Consider the following 23,180-nt stretch of genomic DNA (forward strand, 5'->3'; position numbering starts at 1 on the left):
AACATAGAACGAGCTCCAACAGCCCATGGCAAAACCGGCCTATCATCACGGCGACCTCCCCTTACAAGCTCAGCAGCTGGCCCTAAATACGCTCAGAGCAGAAGGCGATGCTACCATCAGCCTGCGTGCCCTCGCCAAACAACTGGGCGTTAGCGCACCGGCGCTGTACCGACATTTTTCAGACAGGAATACTCTGCTGGCTGAGCTGGCTATCAGCGGATTCGAGGCTCTGCGTAATCGCCTGCGCGCCGTAGACCAGCAAACGCCCCGCAAGGCTTTGATCAAAATTGGGCTGGTGTATGTGGCCTTCGCTCAGGAAGAACCCAACCTGTACCGCCTGATGTTCGGCGGCCGAGTATTACCCATGGGTGCACACCCGCGCTTGGATGCCGCTGGTAAAGGCGCGTTTCAGGTTCTGGAAGACACCGTGGCCCGCGCGCGCCAGCTTGGTTACCTCAAGCCTTCGCCGGTCTCTCTAATGACTGCCGCCGCTTGGTCTCTGGTGCACGGTCTGTCGCAGCTCACAATTGATGGCCATTTGCCCGGTGCAAAGGCCGAACCCATGTTAACCGAGGGCGTACTCAGCTTGCTGCTGGACGGCTCTCGGCCTGATCAACAACAATCACAACAGGATCTCACCCCATGAGCAGCCCAAAACCCAGCACCATCCGCGTTGGCAAACGTTATCGCGAAAACCGCCTGAACGGCCCCTACGATGCCATTATCATCGGCTCCGGCATTGGCGGCCTCACTGCCGCAGCTTGCATGAGCAAGATGGGTAAAAAAGTGGTGGTGTTCGAGCAGCACTATACCGCAGGCGGCTTCACCCACAGTTACGACCGCGACGGGTATGAATGGGATGTGGGTGTGCACTACATTGGCGACATGGGCGCTGACCATACTTTGGGCAAGCGCCTGTTCGACCACATCACTGATGGCCAACTACACTGGGCGCCGATGGATCCTGCCTACGACCGTATTTTCCTAGGCGACAAACACGTGGATCTGGTTGCCGGCCCAGAGGCCTTCCGGGCAGAACTGATTAAGGCGTTTCCGGAAGAAGAAAGCGCCATCGACACCTACCTGGATTATCTGCGCCAAGTATCGAAAGCCATGCCCGGCATTGTGCTGGGTAAAGTTCTGCCAGACCTACTCGCTGGCCCCCTGAGCAAACTTACTAAGCGCCGGGCACCAGATTTTCTCAACAAGCCGACCCGTGAGGTGCTGGAAAGCATCACCAATAACCAAGACTTGATTGCCGTACTCGCTGGCCAGTGGGGCGACAACGGCCTGCCACCAGCGAAATCCAGTTTCATCATCCATTCACTGATTGCACGCCATTACCTGCACGGTGGCTACTACCCTATTGGTGGCGCCTCGGAAATGGCGAAGACCATCATTCCAGTAATTCAGCAAAGCGGGGGTGAAGTGTTCACGTACGCAGACGTCACGAATATTATGATCGAGAAAGGCAAAGCCGCGGGTGTTCGCATGGCAGATGGCGCAGAGGTACGTGCGCTCTTGGTTATAAGCAACGCCGGCGTGTTCAACACCTTCAACAAGCTGCTGCCCAAAGATGCACCAAGCTGGGATTACTATCAGGACAAGCTGACCACTGTTAAGCGCTCCATGGCCAGCAACTGCCTGTATATCGGCCTACAAGATACAGCCGAGAATCTCGGCCTGCCGAAAACCAACTACTGGATTTATCCCGGCCCGAATTACGAGCAACAGGAGAAGGACTTCATGGCCGACCCGGATGGCACTGACATCCCGTTGACTTACATTTCCTTCCCTTCCGCCAAAGATCCCAGCTTTGTCGAACGCTACCCAGGCCGCGCCACCATCGAGATCGTCGCACCCGGGCCGTTCGAGTGGTATGAAGAATGGGCGGACGAAACGTGGGGCAAGCGTGGCGATGAATACGAAGCCAAAAAAGAAGAATACGCCCAACGCCTACTGGCCAAGCTTTACGGAAAGTTCCCGCACTTGGACGGCAAAATTGACTACTACGAGCTGTCTACGCCGCTCTCTACGGATTACTTTTGTCGCTACAGCGAGGGGGAAATCTACGGGCTGGACCACACCCCCGACCGCTTCGAGCTCGATTGGCTAAAACCCAAAACCCGCATTCCTGGGTTGTACCTAACTGGCCAAGACATCATGACCTGCGGCGTAGTAGGCGCCATGCTGGGCGGCCTGCTAACCACTGTGGCGGTGAGCGGCTTCAAGGGGTTGCCGCTAGCCAAAAAAATGTTTGTGGGCTGATAAGCTTTTTGATTCTGGCGCCACTGCCATCATTACTGTGCCAGAATCAAAAGGATCGATGCTATTCGTCAACAATCATCTGAAAACCGCCAAAGATCATCCGCGCGCCATCAAACGGCATGGGGTTGTCGTCACCATCGGCACCCCATTCCTCCATAACGCTTTTCATTCCGACATCCCGCACTTCGCGCGAGGGCCAGGTAATCCAAGTCAGCACAACCGTTTCATCGTCTTTGCATTGAACCGCCATGGGGAACGACGTTAACTTCCCTTCGGGCACATCCTCACCCCAGCATTCCACAAGGCGGGTGGCGCCGTGTTTTTTAAACAGCTTCGCCGCCTTAGTCGCGTGTTCGATATACGCCGTTTTATTCTTGGTGGGTACTGCCAAAACACAACCATCTACATAGTCCATAACCGGTTCTCCTGTCTCTTTAACTCTATAATATAGTCGAGAACGAGAAGGTGTTGTGCAGATGTAGGTCATACGCAAACTCTGCGGATGGGCTGACCGCTACTTCCCACGTTATTGCGGTTAATTTTCAAACCGTAGCGGCGGCCAACAATTATTGACGGGCGTAAAAGCTGCTACGCTTAATAGCCGGCTAGCAAAAAATGTTGGCCCGGCGATTTCATGTTTATCACGTTAAGGAGAAGCACAAATGAACATCCATTCTGGCTTTACCTTTCGTTCCGATTTCGCTGTACGGTTCGTATCTTTTGTTTTTGGAACAACTCTAGCCCTGCTGATTTCCTCATCAGCCCTGGCTGCAGACACGGCCTCCGAAGTGAAGACGGCCGCTATGCACGCAGGTCTTGCTTCGCAGGCGGCAAATGTTGAAGGGGTGCACACGCACTTGCACCACACATTGAACTGTCTTGTTGGCCCAGATGGTGACGGCTTTGACAGCGATGAGATGAATCCATGTGGAGACATGGGCAACGGTGCCATTCCCGACACTAAAGACGACGACATGAAGAAAAAACTGGAGAGCGCTGTTGATAAAGCCAACAGTGGGCTCGACGCAGACGATTATGACGAGGCGAAAACCTCTGCTATGAGTGTGCAAAAAATGCTCGAAGCGAAGTAGATCTAAGAAGCAGACGTATCGAGTAGGGTGAGGCGTCACCGCCTCACCCTACTCGATATTACGCGCTCGTACTCCACTACTCCACTACTCCACTAACGATTAAGCATTGACGGGAGTCGGGGGCGCTTCACGTTTGCTCGCCAGCCAGTTAGCACCGATAGCAATCGCCATAACAACCACGCCGGCAATTTCAGTCATCAGACTGGGGTAAAACACGCCAATAATTGCTGCGGTAATGGCCAGACGAGGCAGCCACGACATCCGGGTAAACAGGTACCCTTCCAATGCCGCCGCAAACGCACCTAATGCCAAAAGGGCAATGACTGCGTTCCAGATGACCACAAGCACCGGGCCGCCCATGATGATTTCTGGATTAAAGACCATAAATAGCGGAATCAAGTAGAGCCCTTTGGCAAACTTCCATGCCTGGAAGCTCGTTTCCATCGGCTTACTACCCGAAATCGCCGCCCCGGCAAAAGCTGCCAAGGCGATCGGCGGCGTCACGTTGGAGTCTTGGGAGTACCAGAACACCACTAGGTGAGCGACCAATAACGGAATACCAAACTCTTGGGTTAACGCTGGTCCAACCAGCACAATCAAGACGATATAACTGGCGGTTACCGGCAGCCCCATCCCCAGAATCAAACTGGCCAACAGCACCATTAACAGCGCCAGCAGAATATTGCCACCGGAGAAGGCCAGCATCATGGACGAGAACTTCAGCCCCAGGCCTGTTAAGCCCACCACGCCGACAATAATCCCAGCGACCGCGCAGGCCATGGACACCGACACCGCATTGCGCGCACCTAGCTCTAAGCCTCCTACCAGCTTAGCCAGACCAGCACGTAGGGCGCCTTTGATCGCAGTAGCCGTCACTGGATGTCCCTGCCCAGGCGCCACAAAGAAAAACCACAGCGCGTAACGTATCACCGCCACTACCAATGTTGTGACCACTGCGTAATAACCTACTCTCATCGGCGACATACTCATCGCCAGCAGCCAAACCAGCACGGCCAGCGGCAGCAGAAAGTGCCAGCCATCTTTCATCACTTGGCGCATTTGCGGCAGTTCGTCTTTGGGCAGCCCCTGCATGCCTTGTTTAAGAGCAATGATGTGCACAAACAGGTACACCGTCGCGAAATACATAATCGCGGGCAGAATACTGACTTTGACAATATCCAAGTACGGCGTACGGGTGTACTCAGCAATCAGGAAGGCGCCCGCGCCCATCAACGGCGGCATAATCTGCCCGCCGGTAGAGGCCGCCGCTTCGATCCCGCCCGCCTGTTTGGGCTGATAGCCCAGCCGCTTCATCAGTGGAATGGTGAAGGCACCCGTGGTGACCACGTTGGCCATCGCACTGCCGGAAATAGACCCCATACCCGCCGAGGCTAACACCGCCGCCTTAGCTGGCCCGCCGCGCTGGCGACCGGTGGCCGCATAGGCCATATCAATAAAGAATTTGCCCGCACCGGTGCTCTCCAGGAAGGCCCCAAACAGTACAAAAATAAAGATATAGGTAGCCGCTACACCTAGCGGCAGGCCAAAGATGCCCTCTTGCCCCAGATAGAGCTGACCGGCGACACGATCAATGGTATAGCCCCGATGGTCCAGAATACCCGGCATCCACTCGCCCAACCACGGCAGCTCACCCCGCGGCCCAGCAAACGCGTACACAATCGCCAGCAGACCAATCACGGTCATACTGAACCCCACCGCACGGCGGCTGGCTTCCAGCACCGTCACTGTGGCGATACAGCCAACCAGAATATCGGTGCTGCTCCAAAAACCAGCACGACTGAAAATCTCATCCAAGTTGAGCACTAAATAGCCGCCCGTCAGTACCGCACCGGCCAAAAACATCACGTCCAGCCCCCACCCCACTACCCCACGCTTACGGGTTGGGCCGAAGGCTGGAAACATTAAAAACGCCAGCATCATGATCAATGCGAGGTGAATACTGCGCTGATAAAACAGCCCTAAGGGCTGAATACCCGCAGCGTAGAGTTGAAACAGGGAAAGACCCACCGCTACGAAAGTGATGGCCCAAAGCACCGTGCGGGGTTGAATCACGTTCACCCTCGGCATCGCGGTTGGCGGTTGCTTGGATTCGTTCATAGATTCCTCGTCAGACGTTGTCTGGCTTACTTATAATTCACGCAGGCGGTGGCGGTGTGGGTTCGATAAGTTGAATAGTGGCGCGTTGCCCAGCGGCGAGGGCACTTAGACTCACTTCCCGACGCTGATCGCCTTCGTGCCATACCACGCGATGATTCACGGCCTCAGCACCCACACGCAAAATGTATCGATTATTGGGGACTGGTTCGTCAATTGCATTGATCCAGTAGCCGCCTTGTCCGTCGGAGACTTGCTCACCCCGCCCTATCGTATGCCCTAAGCCCGCCGCAAAATCAGGTTGGTGGCTACGCTCTAACTGCATCACACCAGCAACATTTTGATAGCAGTCCAGAACGGTGAACCCTTTCACCGAGTGGTTCCACTCAATACACCAACGCATTCCGGGCGGAACGGCGATATCGACCAACATTTCACCATGCTCGGTAACGACTTGCAGGCGGTCAGGGGAAACCGCCGGAGCGGGGGAAGCCCCCGCTCCGGCCAGTGGTAAGCAAATCATCAACAGGGCTGTCAGCCAACGCTTGGCTAACGCCAAACGTGACCCAACCGTGCCGCGTTGTCTTTGCATAGCCATTTAACCATCCAAGGTTTAGAGACGCAGACGATCGGGAATCGTAGCTCCAACCTCTTCAAAGTAACGCAGTGCACCTGGATGCAGCGGCACCGGCGTGGAATCCATGGTGAATTTTACGGTGGTGTCGTTCGCCGCTGGATGAACAGCAATTAGCTCATCAGTATTTTCAAACAACAATTTGGTCAACTGATAAGCCAGCTCTTCGTCCATATCAGAATTAACAACGAGCACATTGGGAATGCCAATGGTCTGAACAGCTTCATCCATACCCTCATACATACCTGCTGCCAGCTCAAACGGCGCAAAGACCGCAACTTTTTCCCGGGCATTGGCGACCTCTTCATCAGAGAGGCCAATCAGGCGAATGTCGCGTGTGGCGGCAAGGTTGAGAATGGAGCTGGTCGGCGGGCCTACGCTCCAGAAACCGGCGTCGATATCACCGTCGCGAATCGCATTGGCGGTTTCATTGAAGTTAAAACGCTGCGGCGTGAAATCGCTGTAGCTAATGCCATTCGCTTCCAGTAGCGCCCGCACATTGAGCTCGGTGCCACTGCCCGGTGCGCCCACTGACACGCGCTTGCCTTTCAGATCAGCAATCGACTCGATATCAGATTCCGCCAGCGTCACCAGCTGTATGGCATTAGGGTATACCGACGCCAGCGCACGGATGTTCTCAATCTGACGATCCTCAAAGTTCTCAGTGCCGGTGTACGCTTGATACACCGTATCTGCCAGCGCCAACGCAAGGTCCGCATCGCCGCGCATGATCAGACCCATATTTTCAACTGAAGCGCCGGTTACTTCAGCAGTCGCTTTAGCACCTTTTATATGATTGTTTATCATTTCGGCAAAACCACCACCGATAGGATAGTAAACGCCGCCGGTGCCGCCGGTAGCTACAGAGAGTTGTTGTGCGCTCGCTGGGAGCGCGACCGCTAGCATAGCTACGGCAACCGCATATTTTAGAATTCGCATGGGCTTTCCTTCGTCCTGTTTGGACTTGTTAGTTTTGTTGACGATAAAGGATATGTTGAAGCCAGAATTTTTGTCTGCACTTCAGGATATAAAAAGTAGCAAGCGAACAATTAGTTCGCATTTAGCATCAGTACCTCCTAAAGAGTAGTCCGTATTTTTATTTGTTGTCAGATGCTTGAGTAATCGAGCAATTATCTGCCCAAAATCATACTCCAAAACGGCGAAATTACAAACGAATATCTTAACTTATACCAAAATGTTAACATTTATCGATAATAACCGCTGATTTTTTTCTTGGAGCCATCAGGAGACACACAGCTATGAAGCCAGCTACACCTCGCCAAAACTTGGCGGCTAACGCTTATCACCAACTTAAACAGGACATTATTCGCGGCCGCTACGCTCCCGAACAGAAGCTATTGATGGATCGCCTGAGAGAGCATTACGGCTCAAGTACCGGGCCATTGCGGGAAGCGCTCTCACAGCTGGTAGCTGAGCGGTTAGTCGTCGCTATCAGCCAGCGCGGCTACCGCGTGGCGCCTATGTCGCTGTCAGAACTCAACGATATCTACGACGCTCGGGCCCAGTTCGAAGGGCTTATTCTGCGCCTTGCTATAGAACGGGGTGATGATGAGTGGGAAGCTACAGTACTTGCCACTGCCCACCGCCTGGCCAAAGTGAGTGACATTAACACCTCCGACGATCTGCTCGATATTTGGGATCAACGTCACAAAGCGTTCCATACCGCTATTGCAAGCGGCTGTAACTCCCCTCACTTGCTGCAAATGCGCAACACGCTGTTTGATCAGGTAGAACGATATCGTCATCTATGGCTTCAGGAGACCGTCATGTCCCCTCAGGCACTTGAGCGTAAGCGCCAGGAGCACGCGGCGTTGGTGGATGTCATTTTAGCCCGCGACTCTGCTCAAGCTGACGCCCTGATACGCGACCATTTGATGACTCCAGTACCGATTATTACTCGAATACTTAAGACTCGCGGCATCAAGTAAATTCTTCGTTTTAAAAAAATGTAGATATTTTCTCAAAACGACGATATCTTTACATTTATCGACTTCGCAGTTAGTTTCATAGCTGTGGGCACTTTATATCGCCTAAAATCAAACCAGAGATCTAATCCATGATGCACTTCAACTGGGACGACCCGCTCTTACTGGACCAACAGCTGACCGAGGACGAGCGCCAAATTCGTGATGCTGCCCATGACTATTGCCAGGAAAAACTTCAACCTCGCGTGCTGAGCGCCTTCCGTGAAGAACGCTTTGATCGCGAGATCATGAGCGAGATGGGCGAGCTTGGCCTACTCGGCGCCACCGTTGCACCGGAGTACGGTGGTGCAGGCGTCAACCACGTTGCCTATGGTTTGATTGCCCGTGAAGTAGAGCGTGTCGATTCCGGTTACCGTTCAGCCATGAGCGTACAGTCTTCGCTGGTGATGTATCCCATCGAGGCGTACGGCTCTGAAGACCAGAAACACAAATACCTACCCAAGTTGGCCAGCGGCGCAATGGTTGGTTGTTTTGGCTTGACCGAACCAGATCACGGCTCTGACCCCGGCTCCATGATTACGCGAGCGGAAAAAGTCGACGGTGGCTACCGTTTGACCGGGGCCAAAATGTGGATCACCAATAGCCCGATTGCGGATATCGCCGTGGTATGGGCGAAGTCAGCTGCCCACGACAACCAGATTAAAGGCTTTATCGTCGAGCGTGGCACCGAAGGCTTCACCACACCGAAAATTGAAGGCAAAGTTTCTCTGCGTGCATCCATCACAGGCGAAATCGTACTTGATAATGTTTTTGTTCCCGAAGAAAACCTGCTGCCAAACGTCAGCGGCCTGAAAGGCCCGTTTGGTTGCCTGAACAAAGCCCGCTTCGGTATCGCCTGGGGCGTAATGGGCACCGCTGAATTCTGCTGGCACGCAGCGCGTCAGTACACCCTGGACCGCAAGCAGTTTGGCCGCCCACTGGCTGCCAACCAATTGATTCAGAAAAAACTCGCCGACATGCAGACCGAGATCACCCTGGGCTTACAGGCAGCGTTGCAGGTGGGTCGCTTGATGGACAGCGGCAACTGGGCACCAGAGATGGTTTCGCTGATCAAGCGCAATAACTGTGGCAAGGCACTGGATATCGCTCGTCAGTCCCGTGATATGCACGGCGGTAACGGCGTTTCCGACGAGTATGGCGTCATTCGCCATATGGTCAACTTAGAGTCGGTGAATACCTACGAAGGTACGCACGATCTCCACGCCTTAATCCTCGGCCGCGCACAAACGGGCATTCAGTCATTTTTTTGAATAACTAAGGGCGAGCACCAATGAGCAACACACCCAAACCACTGGCCGGAATTAAAGTACTGGACATTTCCCGCGTACTGGCCGGGCCTTGGTGCGGGCAAATGCTCGCAGACATGGGGGCCGATGTAATCAAGGTCGAACGCCCCGGCAGTGGCGATGATACTCGCAACTGGGGCCCTCCCTGGCTTGCTGGCACACAAGAGTCTGCGTATTACCTGTGTGCGAACCGAGGCAAGCGTTCGGTAACTGTTGATATGGCCAAGCCCGAAGGTCAGGCAGTGATTAAGCAGTTAGTCGCCCAATCCGATGTGCTGCTTGAAAACTTTAAAGTCGGCGGCTTAAAACGCTACGGTTTGGATTACGCCAGCCTGAAGGCGCTGAACCCCAAATTGATTTACTGCTCAATTACCGGCTTTGGCCAGGACAGCCCCTACGCTCATCGCCCCGGTTACGACTTTATGATTCAGGCCATGGGCGGGATTATGAGCCTGACCGGTAATCCAGACGGTGAGCCGGGAGCCGGGCCGATGAAAAGCGGTGTGGCGTTTACCGATGTTTTCACCGGGCTGTATGCCTCGAACGCGGTACTTGCAGCGCTTTATCAGCGCCGCGACAGCGGCCTTGGCTGCCATATTGATATGGCACTGATGGATGTACAGGTCGGTGTACTCGCCAACCAGGCGCTTAACTACCTTACCTCCGGCGATGTGCCCCAGCGGCTGGGCAATGCCCACCCCAACATCGTGCCTTATCAGGCGGTTGCCACCTTGGATGGCCATATGATAGTGGCCGTCGGCAACGACCAGCAGTTCAAACGTTTTTGCACAGTGCTTTCACTACCTGCCTTGGCTGACGACCCACTCTTTGCGACCAACGGTGCCCGGGTGAACCATCGTGAGCTCCTAGTACCACAGTTGGAAGCTGCGCTAGCCCGACGCAGCACGGATGAATGGCTTGCCGCCTTTGAAGCCGTTGGCGTGCCCTGCGGGCCGATCAATACGCTGGATCGGGTGTTCGACGACCCGCATGTGAAAGCTCGTAAACTTAAGCAGACCCTGCCGCATCCCCAAGCGGGCCAAGTGAATTTGGTCGCCAACCCGATCCGTATTAACGGCGCCCAAATGAGTGCCACGACAGCACCGCCCCACTTAGGTCAGCATACTGAAAGCGTGCTCGAAGAGCTTGGCATTACTCCCGAACAGCGCACAGCCCTCAGCAAAGCGGGCATTGTTTAGCAGCGATTAGGAGTGAAATACATCCCCCGTCTTTGGCGCCTCACAAGGCGCTTTTGTTTGCCCGGCGAAGCCGGCAAACAAAAAGGGCCACTATAAAAGTGGTCCTTTTTTATCCGAACTTTCAGCCCCTACCCCATATTTTTCCTCACAAACTTCTGAATCTCCCCCACAATACCGCTACGGAAAGCCAGCACGGTGATTACGAAGATGCCCCCCAGAATCGGATCTACCCAGTCCCTGAGCGGGCCTTGTCCGAGTTGGTACTCTATATTAACCACAAGGGTTGCGCCCAAAACTGGCCCCAGCAATGTGCCCATACCGCCTACCAGTGTCATCAGAATAACTTCGCCGGACATGTGCCAATGCGCATCGTTCAAGGAGGCCAACTGGAACACCACTGACTTCATGGAACCCGCAAGGCCAGCAAGCGCTGCGGATATTACAAACGCCAGTATTTTATAGCGATCCACTTTGTAGCCAAGGGAGATAGCACGAGGTTCGTTCTGTTTAATCGCCTTCAGTACGTGGCCATAAGGGCTGCTGACAATCCGCTGAACCAATAGGTAGCAGCCGAGGAATACTGCCAGCACGAAGTAATACATATTTAAATTGTCTTCAAGGTTGATCAGCCCGAACAGTTCACCTCTGGGTACGCCGTGCATACCATCCTCGCCGCCGGTAAAGGACGACTGCACAAAGAAGAAAAATACCAACTGCGCCAGAGCCAGTGTAACCATGGCAAAGTAAATGCCCTGGCGGCGAATGGACAGAAGAGCAAAACCCAGCCCGAGCACCGTCGCCACCAGCGTTCCCGCGATGATGCCCATCTCGGTGGTAAGGCCACTGTAATTAGTGAGCAGGTAACCCGTGGTGTATCCGCCCGAGGCCAGAAAAGCGGCATGGCCGAAAGACAGCAAGCCGGTAAACCCAAACAGCAAGTTGAAAGCTACCGCAAACAGCGCGAAGCAAAGGATTTTCATCAGAAACACGGGATACATCACGAACGGCGCGAGCAGCAAAAGTACCAGCAGCACGCCATTCAGTATCAGTTTTCTGCGATCCTCGGTTTTTTGTTGTTTCAGGATTGTCTTCTGGATATCGGACCGAATATCAGTCTGGCTCATGATTATGCCTCCTTTCCGAACAGGCCATTGGGCCGGATCATCAGCACGATTACCATGACCAGGAAGATCACCGCAGACGACGCGGGGGGGTAGAACGTTTTGGTAAGCCCTTCAACAACACCCATAAGAATACCGGTGATGATAGCTCCACCAATGGAGCCCAGCCCCCCGATAACCACGACAGCAAAAACGACAATCAGTATGTGTGAGCCCATGACGGGGGTTACCGAATAGATGGGCGCAGCCAACACACCCGCAAACGCGGCCAGCATGACACCAAAGCCGTATGTAAGGCTGACCAGTAAAGGCACGTTAATACCGAAACCCTGCATAAGCTGGGAGTCTTCAGTACCTGCTCGCAGGTACGCACCAAGCTTGGTCTTCTCAATCATGAACCAGGTGCCAAAGCACACGATAAGGGCGGCCACGATCACCCAGGCCCGGTAGTAAGGGAGAAACATAAACCCGAGATTTACGCCACCTTTGAACATATCTGGCATGGAATAGCGAAGGCCAGACACACCATAAATGTTGGTGAGAATCCCCTGCATGATCAGGGCGACACCAAACGTCAGGAGCAGACTGTAAATATGATCCTGCCCGCCAATGCGGCGAAGAAGAAAATACTCAACAAGCACCCCGACGATGCCAACCAGAACGGGTGCCAGAAACAGAGCTACCCAGTAGTTGACGCCCAAGGTATCAAACAGGATGACCGTGGCCATGGCACCGAGCATATACATGGCGCCATGGGCAAAATTGATAATTTTAAGAAGACCGAAAATAACAGCTAGGCCGAGGCTCAAAAGTGCATAGAAGGCGCCGTTGATCACGCCTATCAAAAGCTGACCAAAAAGCACCGCCATGGGGACGCCGAAAATCATGGACATGTTGCTAACTCCAAAAGCAGCACAAACGTTGAATCAGTTTTTATTTTACGTAGTGCTCCGAACTCTCCAGCAAACGCCGGAGAGTTCCGTTGCCTACGTTTTATTTGCTGCTGACCAGCTTGCAGTCGCTATCCGCCAGCGGGCGAAATGCTTCTTCAGCTGGAATGGTGCGTAGGATTTTGTACAGATCCCATTCGTTGGTGGACTCTTCCGGCGTTTTTACCTGTGCCAGATACATATCGTGCACCATGCGGCCATCCTCACGAATGCGGCCGTTCTTGGCGAACATGTCGTTGATGGGCGTATCCATCATCTGCTTACGTACGATCTGAGAATCATCGGAACCCGTCGCTTCAATAGCATTCAGATACTGAATCGCACTGGAGTATATCCCCGCGTGCACCATGGTCGGTCTTACACCGGTTTCCTTCATGAAACGATCAGCCCAGGCGCGGGCTTCTTCATTCATATCCCAGTACCAGCCCGTGGTCAGCTGGATACCCTGAGCGGTTTCAGCGCCCAGTGCGTGAACATCGGTCAGGAACAGCAGTAACGCTGCCAGGGTCTGGTCAGACCGGGTTAAACCGAATTCTGCGGCTGTTGTGATGGCGTTTGTGGTATCTGAGCCGGCGTTTGCCAAGGCGATAACATCTGCACCAGACGCCTGCGCCTGCAGGATGAATGAGGAGAAGTCTGGAGTCGGGAACGGATGGCGGATGGTGCCTATAACTTCCCCGCCATTGGATTCAACCATGCGGGTAACGTCTGCCTCCAGGGAGTGCCCGAACGCGTAGTCGGCTGTCAGGATATACCAGGTTTTGCCACCTTCCTTAACGATCGCGGTGGGGGTGCCGACAGACAATGGATAGGTGTCATAAGCGTAGTGAATGTGGTTCGGGGTACAGTACTCGTTGGTAATACTGGATGCGGCAGAGCCGTTTACCAGACCAAGCTTATTGTTCTCTTCGATGACTTTGGTTGCAGCGATGGTTACAGAGGATGCAACAAGACCAGCCACCATATCGACGTTGTCGTTTTCCAGCCAGCGACGCACTGTGCTGGAAGCTACGTCCGGGCTGTTACGGTCATCAGCAGTGACGATTTCGATTTTAGCGCCCTTGACCGTACCACCGAAGTCGGCAACGGCCATTTCCAGGGCCGTGAGGCCGTTCGGGCCTGCCAGGTCGCGATAGGTGCCGGACATATCGGCCAGATAGCCGATTTTCACGGTGTTGTTGGTGATTTCCGCTTGGGCGCCACCCACCATCAAGGCTGATGCAACGGCTGAGGCTAGTAGTTTTTTCATAATTGTCATTGTTGTATCTCCGCTACTATTTTGTGTTCGTTCGGGTTTTTGTTGCTATTTTTTTCCTTTCACACGCACTGATCCGGGCTCAGACGCCCAGGTAACCATTCAACACCGACTGTTTCGCGTGCAGTTCGCCGGCACTGACTTCTTCCACAATCCGGCCATGCTCAACCACGTAATGCCGGTCGGCCAATGGCGCTGCAAAGTGAAAATTTTGCTCTACCAGAATGATGGTTAGCCCCTTCTTTTTAAGGGCTAACAGCACCTCACCCAGTTTCTCCACAATAACCGGAGCTAAGCCTTCGGTTATTTCGTCCAGCAAAAGCATGTTGGCGCCGGTGCGAAGAATGCGTGCCACCGCCAGCATCTGCTGCTCCCCACCCGAGAGCTTGGTGCCCTGGCTGAAGCGACGCTCATAGAGATTGGGAAACATGGTGTAGATTTCTTCCAGGCTCATACCTCCGCTGCGCACCACCGGCGGTAACGTGAGATTTTCATGAACGCTGAGGGACGCAAAAATACCCCGATGCTCGGGGCAGTACCCAACACCCAACCTTGCAATGTTGTGCGGCGCGCAAGACATCGTCTCCTCGCCGTTGATCATAATGGAGCCAGTCCGACGGCCCACCATGTTCATGATCGCCTTCAGCGTGGTGCTTCGCCCCGCGCCATTACGGCCGAGCAGTGTAACCAGCTCGCCCCGGTTAACGACCATTTCAATGCCGTGCAGAATATGGGATTCACCATAAAACGCATGCAGCCCCGAAATGCGCAGCTGCTCGTACTCCTTTGCCACATTCTGGCTCATTGGGGGGCCTCCTCTTCGGTTACCGTTCCCCGTTCGCCAGTGGAACCGGCTCCCATATAAACCTCGCGTACGCGAGGATCAGCAGAGACTGCTTCATAGTCACCCTCCGTAAGTACGGCACCCTGCGCCAGCACTGTTATCCGGTCGCACAGCTTAGAAACCACGCCGAGGTTGTGTTCAACCATCAGTACCGTTCGGCCCTCAGCTGCCTTGCGCACCAGCTCCACAACACGATCAACGTCTTCCGTGCCCATACCTTGAGTTGGCTCATCGAGCAGCAGTATTTCCGGCTTCATAGCCAAAGTGGTCGCCAGCTCAAGCGCACGTTTACGGCCATAGGCCAGTTCAACGGTTGTGGTGTTCGCAAATTCAGTCAGGCCAACAGACTCCAGAAGTTCCATGGCGCGCTCGTTAAGCCTGTTCAGCGAGGCTCCGGACTTCCAGAAACTGAAAGAACTGCCTTCAAAGCTTTGCAGTGCAACACGAATATTTTCCAGGGCCGTCATATGCGGGAAAACAGCGGAAATCTGAAACGAGCGGACTATGCCTTTGCGGGCAATCGCCGCTGACTTCATCGGGGTTATATCTTCGCCTTTAAAGAGAATTTTTCCGCGTGTTGGAATGAGAAACTTGGTAAGCAGGTTGAACACGGTGGTCTTGCCTGCACCGTTAGGGCCGATCAGAGCGTGTATATGGCCTTTCTGAATTTTTAGATTCACGTTGTCGACCGCAACAAAGCCTTTGAACTCTTTCACAAGGTTCTGGGTCTCCAGCACGTACTGGTCACTCATGATCCAATCTACCTTTTGTTATTGTTTTCCAATTTTAATTACTTACAGACTAGATTGACGTTTACGTATACGTCAATCTAATCCTCGTGTTTTTTTGGTGGAATCGAGTAAGTCATCGTTGAATGAGCAACCGGCACTTCTACGCCTTCGGAGTAGACAAATACCTCCCCCACGCCCATGGTGCGACCCACTTTGAGCATAGTCGCTCTCGCCCAGATTGGCGTATGGGCGGCCGGCTTGCGCAGAAAGTTAATGTTCAGGTTGGTGGTTACCGCCAATGGCACCAACCCGATTCTGCTTAACAGAGCCGCGTAAAGGGTAACGTCTGCAAGCCCCATCATCACCGGGCCCGACACAGTTCCACCCGGCCTGAGGTGCCCATCATCGACATCCAAACTCATCTCAGCCCAGCCATCGCCCAGTTTCCTAAGGCTGCCGTACGCGGCACCTTGAGGAAACTGATCTTGGAGGAACCTATCCAACTCCTCAAAGGTGATCTTCATGAATCGGGTTTTTCCTGGGCCCGGTTACGCAGTACGAACCGCTGAATCTTACCGCTGGGGGTTTTCGGAAGCTCATCTATAAATTCAATTTCACGGGGGAATGCGTGTGTGGAAAGGCGACGGCGAACCAGCTCCTGCAGTTCATCCCGTAGGGTCTGATCATCTACAGGTTGCTGATCGTTCTTGATGACAACATAAGCCTTGATGATGGAGCCACGCTTCTCATCGGGCTTGGCAACCACGCCAGATTCTGCAACCGCAGCGTGTTCCAGCAATGTGCTCTCCACATCCGCAGGGCCCACCCGGTAACCGGCCGTCGTAATGATATCGTCGTCACGCCCACTGAATGAGAAGCTGCCATCGCCGTGACAGACCGCCATGTCACCGGTGAGATAGTAGCCTTTTACGAAGGGGTCTTTTTCGCCCCATGTGTAGCCATCAAAATGGAACAGCGGAGACGCTTTCACATCTACGGCAATCTGCCCCACTTCGCCCTCTCCCACTTCCTCATTTTTCTCGTTCAGAGCAACCACTCTATGGCCTGGGGAAGAATAGCCCATTGAGCCAGGACGCTCCGGGTGCTCAAGCGCCAAAAAGTTGCAGCAAGTCATTCCGGTTTCGGTCTGGCCATAGTGATCTGTAACCGGGCAGAAATGGCGATTCTTGATCCAGCTAACCACTTCTGGGTTCAAGGGCTCGCCTGCACTGCTGGCAACACGCAACCCAAGGTTTTCACCTTCAGGCAGAACATGATCATTGGCTTTCAGCAAGCGATAGGCGGTAGGCGCAGCGGCAAGGTTGGTAATCTTGTACTTACGAATCATGTCGTAGGTGGATTCCGGGGTAAACGCGCCCGGATTGAAGTGGGTGGCGTGCCCCATCAACAATGGCCCAACCACGGCATAATAAAGACCATAAGCCCAACCTGGGTCCGCAACGTTCCAGAACGCATCGTCATCCCGCAGGTCAATGGCGTACTTCATGTACACATAGAAGCCCATTAACGCCCGAGCAGGCACGGCCACGCCCTTGGACTTGCCCACGGTGCCAGAGGTAAACATCTGTAGAAATGGGTCGTCGCCCTTGATCATGACCGGCTCAAAGTCTGGCTTCTGCGCCGCAAGAGTGCTTCTAAAATCCGGAACATTGGCGCCGGTTTTTTCTGCATCGACGCAAAGTACTGGCGAGCAATCCTTCACGTCGTTGAGTTTGGGGTAGTTGGTCGGGTCTGTGACCACCAGCTTTGTACCGGCCCGCTCAAGGCGGTATTCGATAGCACCGGAGCCAAATGCCGTAAACAGCGGCTGATATACCCCGCCAGCACGCAGTGTGCCGGCAATAACGATCAACAGCTCCGGCCCTCTTGGCAACAGAGCTGCTACCCGATCACCTTTGCCGATGCCTTGCGACGTTAGATAGTTCGCAAATCGGGCGGCCTGCTCCTTTAGTTCTGCAAAGGTAAGCACACCGTCGCCGCCACCGTCTTTTTCGTAATAAAGCGCGACTTTCTTTGGATCGGCCGCCCACTTATCACAAATTTCATGGCAAACATTCAGCCCGTTTTCTAAGCTTCCATCCAAGATTTCCGCTTCCAGAGCGGCGGGATCGAAGTTTTTATAAACGTCGGCGTATTCCGGAAGGCTCATGATCAACTCCTGCTATTTTTATCATTGAATGCATGGATCAAGATTTAGCACAGCCTTCACCTTACGTAAAGGTAAACTTTAGGCGTACACGTCAGTATGAAATGCGGCTACTGAGGATATGATGAAGCCCATTACAGTCCACCAGCGAGTCCTCGCAATTCACAATAATGTCGGAGCGCGCAATAACATAGCCCTTCCCGGTTATGTTGTTTTTCACAACCTGATAATCGCCATCTTGCTCCATGGCAGAGAACTCACCAACAAAGCCTGTTTCCCGAAGCGACACGGTTTCAAGCCTGTCTCCTGGGTGGATAAGCCCCTCGTAATGCATCAGCGCCAGCCGCGCTGACGTGCCTGTGCCGGTGGTACTCCGGCAAATAACGCCGGGATGGACATAAGTCGCGGAACGGGAGCGGTAATAGCCCTCGGCAACATGCTCTACCGGCCCCATAAAGTGCAAAAATGGCAGGGGTCCCACATCGCCGAGGGTATAGTGAGAAAAACCACGCTCCGCTTGAATTGCCTCAACAATCGCATGGGCAGCGTTCGCGAGCTTGCGCTCTTCATTCAGTATGAGTTCGAATCCCAAAGACTCCGCATCCACCAGTGCATAAAACCCGCCGCTGTATGCCACGCTATAAGTGACCATGCCGAGTGACGGCACTTCGATAGTAGCTCGATGGGTATCGATGTAGCTTGGCAGGCCTTCGCAGGTGATCGCTTCAACCACGCCGTTTTCAACCCGCGCATCGATGCGAACCAAGCCCGCTGGGGACTCCAGAAGAAAGCTTTGCTTGCCTTCTTTCTTGGGTACGATTCCGGCCTCAAGTACTGCAGTCGCCGTACAGATGGTGTTGGAGCCGGAGTAAATCGGGTAGCCCATCACTTCCATAATGATGTACCCGGCCGCTGCCCGGGGGTCGGATGGAGGAACCAGCAAATCCACGGACATCTCAGGGATGCCGTAGGGTTCCTCCAGCAACAGTCTTCTCAGCCCATCGGCGTTATCACGCAGATACTCCATTTGTGCCCGCACACTGTCGCCCGGCAGCAGATCGATACCACCGGTCACAATGCGGCTGACATCGCCTCCGGCGTGGGTGTCCATAAGTTGAATCGTCAGTTCCTGTTTCATGTGCTGCCCTCCAAAGACCAGGGCTTGCCGTGCTCCTCCCACTGCGAATCCGGAACTATGACAATTTTGCCGAGATAATTGCTGCCGCGGTTCATGAAGTAACGCTCTGCCTGATGCAGCTCTGAAAGCCGAAAAGCACCGTGTAGCACCGGCTTGAGCTGCTCGTTCCGAATCCACTCAATAAGCTGTTCCGCTTCCTCCCGGGTACCGTGAGAGACGCCAAAAATTTGCACCTGGTACAGGTAAATTCGTGTCCACAGGATTTCGCTGATATTGCCGCCACTGGCGCCGGCAATACTGAGGCGGGGATAGGTTTGGCGAGCGTTCATATCAAAGATCATGGCGTCGATAAAGCGATCGGTCATGTCGCCACCCACCAGATCCATAACCGCATCAAGGGGCTTGCCGCCGGTTTCTGCCTTTACGCGCTCCACGAAGCTGTCCATATCAGACCGATCAAGCACTGACTCTGCCCCCAGTTCCTCGAGAGCTGCCGCTTTATCCCGTGTACTCAGTGCGAAAGGAATGGCGCCCATAATCCGACAGAGTTGGATCAGAGCGGTGCCCACACCACCGCTTGCGCCGGTAACGAGAACTCGCTCTCCGGCTTTTACCTGAGCAGATGTGAGCATGTGCATGGCGGTTTGGTACGAACACATCCCCATTGCCGCGAGCCCGGCATCCGTCAGATTCTCATTCGGCACAACGTGGAACTGATCCGATGGCACCGCAACGTATTCGGCATAACCGCCATCTGCGCCATGGCCGTAATAATCCGGAGTCAGGTTGATGTCCCAGCGGTTATCCGCATAGATATTGAAGTCCAGCAGGCCGCGCTCGCCAATACGGCGACTATCAACACCATCACCCACGGCCACAACGCGGCCGGCAATGTCTGCGCCTTGAATACGGGGGAAAATCAGAGTGGGTTTACCACCCATCTGAAATGAGGTGGTTTCGCCCTTTTTGGTGGGATACAGCCCTTCCCGGGCTTTGCGATCTGTATTGTTTTTGGCCGTAGCCGTTACCTGAACAAGCACTTCGCCAGGCGCAGGAGACGGGGTGGGTACGCTCTTATACTCAAGCTTATCAATGTCGCCATGGCCTGTAAGAACTATGGCTTTCATGGTGTTCGGCATCATAAGCAAATGACCCTCCCTACCTGCGGAATGTGAAGTGTCCCATCAGAATAGGCGACATTCACACAGGTGTCAGGGAGTGTTCCGAGTATTCATTATTTGCAGGCCCAAACTAACGGGCAATCACCTTGTACACAGGGCGCAACTTGGGAATCTGTTTTAAAACAACCTGAATAACGGTCATCAACGGCACCGCCAGCAACACACCAACAGGGCCCCAGAGCCAACCCCAGAAAAAGATAGAAACGAAAATAATCACCGGGTTAATGGCCATGCGAAAACCGTGTACCCAGGGTTCTATGAAGAACCCCACCATCGTGGTCAGGACAAGATAACCGACCGGCGCAATGGCCATCATCCACAAGGTGTCCAGGCTTACGGCTGAGACAACAGCAAGCAGCAGAATGGTGAGAATAACGCCAAGATAAGGGATGAAGCGGGCCAGTCCAGCCACCAGTCCCCAGACAGCCGGATCTGGCAGGCCTATAGCCCAGGCCATCAGACCGGTAGCCACGCCAACCGATGTATTGCTGATACCGAGAACGCCAAGATATTGGGCAATCTGGTGCTGAGAATCCCGGGTAATGCGCAGCACTTTTCTGCGCTGGGCCCTCGGCAGCTGCCGCACAAAGTTAAACACCAGCCTGTCGCCACTGACCAGAAGGAAATAAGTCAGCGCCATCGCAAGCGCAAGACCCGCAATACCATTGCGAGCTTTATTCATAAGCTGAGCTCGCCAGGATTCAGTCTGCAGAACGACTGTAGTTGGCTCCTGGCTAGGCTTTTTGCCGTCCCCCTCCGAGAGCTCATTAACCGAGTCCTCGACTTTCTGTGCCGACTCCGAAACCCTGCTGATCTGCCGCATCAGCTCACTTTCCCCGACCAGTAAACGGGAAATTCCCTCGGGCGCCTTACCCGCCCATTCCAACGCCGGCGTGGCAACAGCAATGGACACACCTGCGATAGCGGCAAGTAGCAGCAATACCAGAATCAGCGAACTGACCATTCTGGGCATACGCAACCCAGTACCCATGCGGGAAACCAGAGGCGACAGTAGCAAGCTTGTCAGCAGCGCCAGCACCATCGGCAAAACGATCTGATGAGCGAGATACAGGGTGTAAAGCACACCCAAAGTAAAGAGGCCATAGATTGGCGTAGAAAGATCGGTGAGAGTCTTGCCGGTTCTGGGATTGCTTTGCTCACTCGAGTGCTGTTCGTCTTCCATAGGAGATCCGTAGCCTGTCGGCTGGGCAGCACTGCAGGGCGCCACCCGCGTAATTTAGTGTGCCACCAAGGGTTTCAGGCAGCATGCAGGCCAATCAGTGTACCTTTGGTGAAGCCTGACCGCATCATAGAACGGCTTGGGGCAGAGCGACGCCAGTAAACCAAAACAGATCTAAATATTGCACTCACTCTGGACTCGCACCTGAAACTCCTTACGAATGCGCTCGTTTTCTTCATCGTTAACGAAAACACGCTCGCCTTCCTTGTTCAGCCGATAGATCCCCGACACGCTCTTTAGATACTTCACGCGCGCCCTCAAGGCATCACAGCGAGCTTTAAGCTTGGCTGCCTTGGCCTCCCGCTTGGCTTCGACCTTTTCCCGGGCAGCACGCTCCTTTTGGCTTTGCGCAAGGAACTCACTCACCCGCTGTTTACGTTCACTAGCAGCCGCATCCAACGTTGGCTGTGCTGCTATTAAGCGCACCTCGTCAGCAGCTGCATTCGCAGGGGGCCGATCACCAAAGTGAGTCTGGCCATTCCCATCAACCCAGCGGTAGGCGCCGGCCTGGGTAATGGGGGTAACTAGCAATAATATGGGAATTATGAGTCCTTTCATTAACCTTGACCTATGTTTTGATGTTGGGTTCGGGTGCTACGTGCAGCACTGCCCTATTACGCTTGGGGTAGTCTCCGACTTCTTTCTACGTATCGTGCTTACCTGTATAAGATATTGCGGCGAGATATAAAACCCGTATTCAAGATGAGGAAAGAAGGATGATTTCCGAACCAAACCAAAGTTTCAGCCCTGTCGATCCGAATGGCCAGTCAGCAAGCTGGAAACTGGTTAGTGTCGCGATCACAATCGTGTGCCTATCCGTAGCATCGTACATCAAGGTTCCAATGGTACCTGTGCCTATTACCGCGCAAACCTATGTGCTTCTCACCGCTGCAGGGCTTCTCGGTTGGAAACTTGGAACCGTCTCAACGATCCTATGGCTGGCCCTCGGAGCTCTGGGGCTTCCTGTTCTTGCTGGCGGCTCCAGTGGACTAGATTATTTCTCCGGACCGACGGCTGGCTACCTCTTTGCCTTTCCATTGGCCGTTGCCGTTGTTGGTTTACTCTTTGAGCGTGGCTGGAACGTAAAAAATGTTGCTCTAGCCTTCTTAGCGATGCTGTTGGGTCATGCCGTTTGCCTGGGGTTCGGCGGGATATGGCTTGCACTTACCATCGGCCCGGCAGATGCTTTCATAAAAGGCGTTTTACCGTTCTTAGTCGGAGGCATCATAAAATCAGCCCTTGCTGTAGGAACGATACACGTTGCTGATCGTTTTCTGGGCGCGGAGCGTGCCCATTAAGAGACCTGGCCCCTAGTTTTTAAGAGGCGTAGTTCAACTTCTCTTCCATCAGATTCGGTCGTTGGGCGGTGTTTATGATGGAAACATCGGTGAACATTCGGTTCACTTTCTTTTTGAACGTTTCGTTATCCATATCGCGCCAGTAGCGAGGGGGGCGGTCGGTCTTTCGGTCAGATTCCGCTGTGATTGGATCCAACGGACGATACCTCTCCAGCATGGGAAGCTCCGGCAGAGGCCGCGTCACATCCATGTAATTCTGGATGAAGTCCCAATAGGCGTAACACATGGAGGCACTGCCATGGGCCCCCAGAATATCACCAACGGTCGCATCCAGCTTGCTGTAGCGATGGGAGAGCACCAGATCAAACAAGGTTCCGTGTCGATCAACCCGGGCACAGCACCAGGCATCAAACTCATAGAAGGGCTTTTCGGTTACTACCGGCGGTTTTGCCGGCCAGAAAGGGAACTTACGGGAGTATTGCCAGACCTTGATCATGCCGGTGCGGCGGTTGAACTCCCATTCGGGGGCGTGACGAAAGCATTCGTGACTGTTCTCGACCTGAAGTCCGTATTTCTCAGCCAGATCCTCTTTCTTCTCCAACTTTCGCAATTTCTTGGGAGAAGTATCAGACATAAAGTTCGGGGGTATGACCTCA

General features: G+C 53.9%; 24 protein-coding genes. 8 read left to right on the plus strand and 16 right to left on the minus strand.

What is annotated here, in order from left to right; genetic code table 11:
- Positions 1-25: 25 nt before the first annotated feature.
- Both CPH80_RS09545 and CPH80_RS09550 read left to right on the plus strand, forming a co-directional pair.
- Positions 26-646, plus strand: coding sequence for a TetR/AcrR family transcriptional regulator (locus tag CPH80_RS09545; RefSeq protein ID WP_096277255.1), 621 nt, complete (start codon positions 26-28; stop codon positions 644-646).
- Positions 643-2,268, plus strand: a complete 1,626-nt coding sequence (locus tag CPH80_RS09550) for a phytoene desaturase family protein (RefSeq protein WP_096277257.1) — start codon at positions 643-645, stop codon at positions 2,266-2,268. Before CPH80_RS09545 ends, CPH80_RS09550 begins: the two co-directional genes overlap by 4 nt.
- Positions 2,269-2,329: 61 nt before the next feature.
- On the opposite strand, the gene CPH80_RS09555 is transcribed toward CPH80_RS09550, so the two are convergent.
- Positions 2,330-2,683 carry a DUF1428 domain-containing protein gene (locus CPH80_RS09555; protein ID WP_096277259.1) on the minus strand — a complete coding sequence of 118 codons (354 nt, stop codon included), beginning with the start codon at positions 2,681-2,683 and terminating at the stop codon, positions 2,330-2,332.
- A gap of 50 nt (positions 2,684-2,733) precedes the next feature.
- On the opposite strand from CPH80_RS09555, the gene CPH80_RS23330 reads away from it, so the two are divergent.
- A complete protein-coding gene (locus CPH80_RS23330; protein ID WP_227520427.1) occupies positions 2,734-2,841 on the plus strand; it encodes a hexameric tyrosine-coordinated heme protein in 108 nt (35 codons plus the stop codon).
- Positions 2,842-2,930: 89 nt separating this feature from the next.
- The gene (locus CPH80_RS09565) at positions 2,931-3,359 is read left to right on the plus strand and encodes a hypothetical protein (RefSeq protein ID WP_096277261.1); all 429 of its coding nucleotides are present in this window, start codon (positions 2,931-2,933) and stop codon (positions 3,357-3,359) included.
- Between the two features lie 99 nt (positions 3,360-3,458).
- Here the strand turns inward: CPH80_RS09565 and CPH80_RS09570 are convergent, their stop codons facing one another.
- The 3 genes from CPH80_RS09570 to CPH80_RS09580 are packed head-to-tail and all read right to left on the minus strand — an operon-like array spanning position 3,459 to position 7,047.
- Complete coding sequence (locus CPH80_RS09570; protein WP_096277263.1) at positions 3,459-5,477, minus strand: TRAP transporter permease; 2,019 nt, start codon at positions 5,475-5,477, stop codon at positions 3,459-3,461.
- A gap of 37 nt (positions 5,478-5,514) precedes the next feature.
- Positions 5,515-6,072 carry a DUF1850 domain-containing protein gene (locus CPH80_RS09575; RefSeq protein WP_227520428.1) on the minus strand — a complete coding sequence of 186 codons (558 nt, stop codon included), beginning with the start codon at positions 6,070-6,072 and terminating at the stop codon, positions 5,515-5,517.
- Between the two features lie 15 nt (positions 6,073-6,087).
- Positions 6,088-7,047: a TAXI family TRAP transporter solute-binding subunit gene (locus CPH80_RS09580; protein WP_096277265.1), complete on the minus strand. Its 960-nt coding sequence runs from the start codon at positions 7,045-7,047 to the stop codon at positions 6,088-6,090.
- Positions 7,048-7,367: 320 nt separating this feature from the next.
- Here CPH80_RS09580 and csiR point away from each other — a divergent pair, with 320 nt between their 5' ends.
- The 3 genes from csiR (at position 7,368) to CPH80_RS09595 (ending at position 10,599) form a co-directional block, all read left to right on the plus strand.
- On the plus strand, positions 7,368-8,057 hold the full coding sequence (csiR, locus tag CPH80_RS09585) for a DNA-binding transcriptional regulator CsiR (protein WP_096277267.1): 690 nt from the start codon (positions 7,368-7,370) through the stop codon (positions 8,055-8,057).
- Positions 8,058-8,185: 128 nt separating this feature from the next.
- Complete coding sequence (locus tag CPH80_RS09590; RefSeq protein WP_096277269.1) at positions 8,186-9,364, plus strand: acyl-CoA dehydrogenase; 1,179 nt, start codon at positions 8,186-8,188, stop codon at positions 9,362-9,364.
- Positions 9,365-9,384: 20 nt separating this feature from the next.
- Positions 9,385-10,599 (plus strand): CaiB/BaiF CoA transferase family protein, encoded by a 1,215-nt coding sequence (locus tag CPH80_RS09595; RefSeq protein ID WP_096277271.1) that lies wholly within the window; start codon positions 9,385-9,387, stop codon positions 10,597-10,599.
- Positions 10,600-10,727: 128 nt separating this feature from the next.
- On the opposite strand, the gene CPH80_RS09600 is transcribed toward CPH80_RS09595, so the two are convergent.
- The 11 genes from CPH80_RS09600 to CPH80_RS09650 form a co-directional block, all read right to left on the minus strand.
- Positions 10,728-11,723 carry a branched-chain amino acid ABC transporter permease gene (locus CPH80_RS09600; protein WP_096277273.1) on the minus strand — a complete coding sequence of 332 codons (996 nt, stop codon included), beginning with the start codon at positions 11,721-11,723 and terminating at the stop codon, positions 10,728-10,730.
- Positions 11,724-11,725: 2 nt separating this feature from the next.
- A complete protein-coding gene (locus CPH80_RS09605; protein WP_096277275.1) occupies positions 11,726-12,613 on the minus strand; it encodes a branched-chain amino acid ABC transporter permease in 888 nt (295 codons plus the stop codon).
- Positions 12,614-12,713: 100 nt separating this feature from the next.
- Positions 12,714-13,928, minus strand: a complete 1,215-nt coding sequence (locus CPH80_RS09610; RefSeq protein ID WP_096277277.1) for an ABC transporter substrate-binding protein — start codon at positions 13,926-13,928, stop codon at positions 12,714-12,716.
- A gap of 79 nt (positions 13,929-14,007) precedes the next feature.
- Positions 14,008-14,730: an ABC transporter ATP-binding protein gene (locus tag CPH80_RS09615; protein ID WP_096277279.1), complete on the minus strand. Its 723-nt coding sequence runs from the start codon at positions 14,728-14,730 to the stop codon at positions 14,008-14,010.
- Positions 14,727-15,521 carry an ABC transporter ATP-binding protein gene (locus CPH80_RS09620; protein ID WP_096277281.1) on the minus strand — a complete coding sequence of 265 codons (795 nt, stop codon included), beginning with the start codon at positions 15,519-15,521 and terminating at the stop codon, positions 14,727-14,729. The genes CPH80_RS09615 and CPH80_RS09620 overlap by 4 nt, the downstream gene beginning before the upstream one ends.
- A 77-nt stretch (positions 15,522-15,598) precedes the next feature.
- Positions 15,599-16,024, minus strand: coding sequence for a PaaI family thioesterase (locus CPH80_RS09625; RefSeq protein ID WP_096277283.1), 426 nt, complete (start codon positions 16,022-16,024; stop codon positions 15,599-15,601).
- A complete protein-coding gene (locus CPH80_RS09630; protein ID WP_096277285.1) occupies positions 16,021-17,670 on the minus strand; it encodes an AMP-binding protein in 1,650 nt (549 codons plus the stop codon). Before CPH80_RS09630 ends, CPH80_RS09625 begins: the two co-directional genes overlap by 4 nt.
- Before the next feature lie 91 nt (positions 17,671-17,761).
- Entirely contained in the window at positions 17,762-18,805 is a 1,044-nt protein-coding gene (locus CPH80_RS09635; RefSeq protein WP_096277286.1) for a proline racemase family protein, read from the minus strand.
- Complete coding sequence (locus CPH80_RS09640; protein ID WP_096277288.1) at positions 18,802-19,947, minus strand: zinc-binding dehydrogenase; 1,146 nt, start codon at positions 19,945-19,947, stop codon at positions 18,802-18,804. The genes CPH80_RS09635 and CPH80_RS09640 overlap by 4 nt, the downstream gene beginning before the upstream one ends.
- Before the next feature lie 109 nt (positions 19,948-20,056).
- Positions 20,057-21,169, minus strand: coding sequence for an AI-2E family transporter (locus CPH80_RS09645; protein WP_096277290.1), 1,113 nt, complete (start codon positions 21,167-21,169; stop codon positions 20,057-20,059).
- A 171-nt stretch (positions 21,170-21,340) separates the two neighbouring features.
- Complete coding sequence (locus tag CPH80_RS09650) at positions 21,341-21,784, minus strand: DUF4124 domain-containing protein (RefSeq protein ID WP_172898593.1); 444 nt, start codon at positions 21,782-21,784, stop codon at positions 21,341-21,343.
- Between the two features lie 158 nt (positions 21,785-21,942).
- On the opposite strand from CPH80_RS09650, the gene CPH80_RS09655 reads away from it, so the two are divergent.
- Positions 21,943-22,524 (plus strand): biotin transporter BioY, encoded by a 582-nt coding sequence (locus CPH80_RS09655; RefSeq protein WP_096277292.1) that lies wholly within the window; start codon positions 21,943-21,945, stop codon positions 22,522-22,524.
- 19 nt (positions 22,525-22,543) lie between these two features.
- Here the strand turns inward: CPH80_RS09655 and CPH80_RS09660 are convergent, their stop codons facing one another.
- Complete coding sequence (locus tag CPH80_RS09660) at positions 22,544-23,158, minus strand: hypothetical protein (protein ID WP_227520429.1); 615 nt, start codon at positions 23,156-23,158, stop codon at positions 22,544-22,546.
- Positions 23,159-23,180: the final 22 nt, after the last annotated feature.

Origin of the sequence: Marinobacter sp. LV10R510-11A (assembly GCF_900215155.1) — a bacterium.
Taxonomy (GTDB): Bacteria; Pseudomonadota; Gammaproteobacteria; order Pseudomonadales; family Oleiphilaceae; genus Marinobacter.